The organism is Kaarinaea lacus (assembly GCF_975902315.1).
The window spans coordinates 1-2,914 of record NZ_CDLKIE010000039.1 but is presented as its reverse complement, the minus strand read 5'-3'; the positions used below and the strand labels follow the sequence as shown (position 1 = coordinate 2,914).

2 protein-coding genes are annotated in these 2,914 nt (G+C 43.4%); both read right to left on the bottom strand.

Features of this window, described 5'->3' with window-relative positions; translation table 11 throughout:
* Positions 1-1,537: elongation factor G (gene fusA, locus ACWVCM_RS00700; protein WP_455199771.1), on the bottom strand; the 1,537-nt coding region annotated here is incomplete at its 3' end.
* Positions 1,538-1,776: 239 nt separating this feature from the next.
* Positions 1,777-2,607 (bottom strand): amidohydrolase family protein, encoded by an 831-nt coding sequence (locus ACWVCM_RS00695; protein WP_455199770.1) that lies wholly within the window; start codon positions 2,605-2,607, stop codon positions 1,777-1,779.
* Between the last annotated feature and the right edge of the window lie 307 nt (positions 2,608-2,914).

Genomic DNA, 2,914 nt, shown 5'->3' with positions numbered 1-2,914 from the left:
GGGGAGAGGGAAGGAAGAAGGATCCTTTACCGCGCGCCAATGGTTCAATACGCAAGAATACTTCGCCAAATTGACCGGCACCTCCTGATTGTTTCTTATGTCGATGATGTCCTTCCGCCGATTTGGTGATAGTTTCCCGGTAGTCTATTTTAGGTGTATGGGTGCTGGTATTGACATGGTAACTATCGGTCATTTTCTCCAGTGCAACACGTAACTGTAATTCACCCAGGCCTTTGATAATAGTTTCGTTCGTATTGGCGTTGTGCTCTACATTGAGACAGGGATCTTCAATAGTTATCTTTTCCAGTGCAGACGCCATTTTCTGTTCATCACCCCTGGTTTGCGCGTCTAGTGCCAGGCCGGACATGGGTTGTGGTAAATCGAGACCGGGCGATTGCAGGTTATCTTCGTCATGGGTTTCATGGATGATGGCATTGAAATGTAACTCGTCGACTTTCGCGACTGCGCAAATATCACCAGGTAACCCATAGTCAGTTTCGATGTGATCCTTTCCCTGAATTTTGAACAAATGTCCAACTTTGAACGGTTTTTTAATGTCATCGATATAGAGTTGGGAGTCTTTGGTGATTTGTCCCTGGTGGATACGAAAAATTCCCATTTTTCCAATGAAGGGATCAAAAGTAACCTTAAAAACATGCGCCAGAGCATGCTGGTCCACTGTCGGAGTTGGGAAGAAAGTAAGATCTTCTTCTTTATCACTATTAATTGAAAATTTATGGGCGGTTCCTTCCAGGGGATTAGGCATTAATTTTGAAAACACCTTTAATAATTCTTTTACACCCACATCATTGCGTGCAGAGACAAAACAGACAGGAATAAGGTGTCCTTCGCGCAACGCTTCTTCGAATGCATCATGTAATAATTCGGGTTCGATGTCACCTTGCTCCAGGTATTTTTCCATCAAAGCGTCATCCATTTCGACGACCTGATCAATCAATGCAGTATGCATTTCCGCAACAGAGGAGAAGGCAGTATCACCACTGATATTATAAAAACAGTCAATCACCTCATTGCCGTCTTTTGTTGGCGCATTGATGGGTATGCAATCGGCGGAAAAAGTGTCGCGTATATCCTGCAGGAGCTGCCCCAGCTTTTTTTCTTCACCATCTATTTTGTTAACAATGATCATACGGCAGTAGTTATGTGCTTTGGCCCAGCTCATAAGCCGACGAGTCATGGGCTCAATGCCATTTTGCGCATTAATGACTATGGCTAATGCATCTACCGCTGGTGCAGCACTTAGCGTCTGGCCGATAAAGTCAGGAAAACCGGGGGTGTCTAAAAGGTTGATATGGGTGCCATCATAATCCAGACCGACGACAGAGGTGTGCAATGAGTGATGATAGCGTAGTTCTTCGGGTTCAAAATCGCTGACGGTATTTCCTTTTTCTACGCTGCCGGGCGAGGTGATCGCACCAGCCTGAAACAGGAGTTTTTCGGTGAGGGTGGTTTTGCCCGCACCATCCTGACCCATGAGTGCGAGATTTCTGATATCTTCTGTGCGGTAGCTGCTCATAGCACAATGTCCTCCCTGAAAGGTTGGTGCTGGACACTGCGGTTAGCCATTTCACTACGACGACTGCCGCAGTCTTCAAAATCTTCTATATGCTTGTAAGTGACTATAGTCTAAACAAATCCTGTGAAGAGCATTTGATATAGGTCATCAATTCGCAGTATTTAACAATAACGTAATGTCAGTACTGGTACTGTATAAGCTGTTAATTTTGTTGCTATTTGGCTGGATAAGAATGACCGTTATTCCTGGAAAAGGCGTATCCCGTTTTCATAAGCGATCGCTTTTGCGACGTCAGAAGGGAGTTGTTGTAACCATTTCTGGTATTGCTGTGTAATGTCGGGTAGTTGCAACCAGCGTTGCGGTATATAGGTATCTGTGCCAATCAAAAACCGGGAAGGGTAGGTGGTAAAAAGAGCAAACCACTGTTTGCTTAATACCTGCTCTTCCATGATACCTTCTCTGAAAGATAGTTCGATGTACAGGTTTTTATAATGCTTGAGTTTGTTACTTATAATTCGGGTGTCCACATCAAAACCAGCGTGCGCCCAAATTATCGTCAGAGATGGGGCTGCCTGAATCAGGGCGTCAATGGTTTCATGGTTGGAATGTGCCATCAGGATAAGCTTGTTCTCTTTTGCTAACTTGAGAATGCCTTGCATAACGGGAGTGCCAACCTGAGAACCGAATAAATGGAATTCACCTAAACCTCGATACCGGAATTCTTTAAGATTGCTTTCTACGTACTCCAGTATTTCCGGATTGTTGTACCAGTTATTTCGATCGGCGGAAGTTCGATATGGACGTAAGAATGGAATTACAAAATCCGGTTTAGCATTAAATAACTTAACTGCTCCGTTAGCAGGCGTGCTGGATACAATAGCCTTTCGAATACCGACCCTTTTTAGCTTATTAATCGCACGCTTTGGCGGTATGGTTTCCCAGACATCTGAGCTGTAGTGAACGTGGGCATCAAACAGGGGTAGTTCGTTAGCTGCGATATTTTGGGAGCTAAATATTAAAATTGTGACAATTATCGTGTAATAATAATTGTAGAAAATATTTTTTAGCATGGTGGTATCAGGAGAATGCAACAGGCATAAGGATAAAAGGAATCAGGTTTGACATCAATCTTTGGCGTAAATTATTTAAAACAGGGAGATTAATCACAACTGATACAAATCAATAGCCGGTAAAAAAGAGTGGATGTAATCCTGAAAAATTGGTTATTCAACTGGAGTCATTATATTATTGCTTATGGATTCCATGCTCAATATCGGTGAACTATAGTGTAATGTCATCTCCGCGCGCCAGCTTTGTCATTAATAATCCTGTCCAGTTTATTCAACGGGTGATCCGGGGATTTCGCGCTAACCAGGG

Coding starts and splice junctions, on each gene's coding strand:
- ACWVCM_RS00695 (WP_455199770.1), bottom strand. CDS start 2,607: ATGCTAAAAAATATTTTCTACAATTATTATTACACGATAATTGTCACA.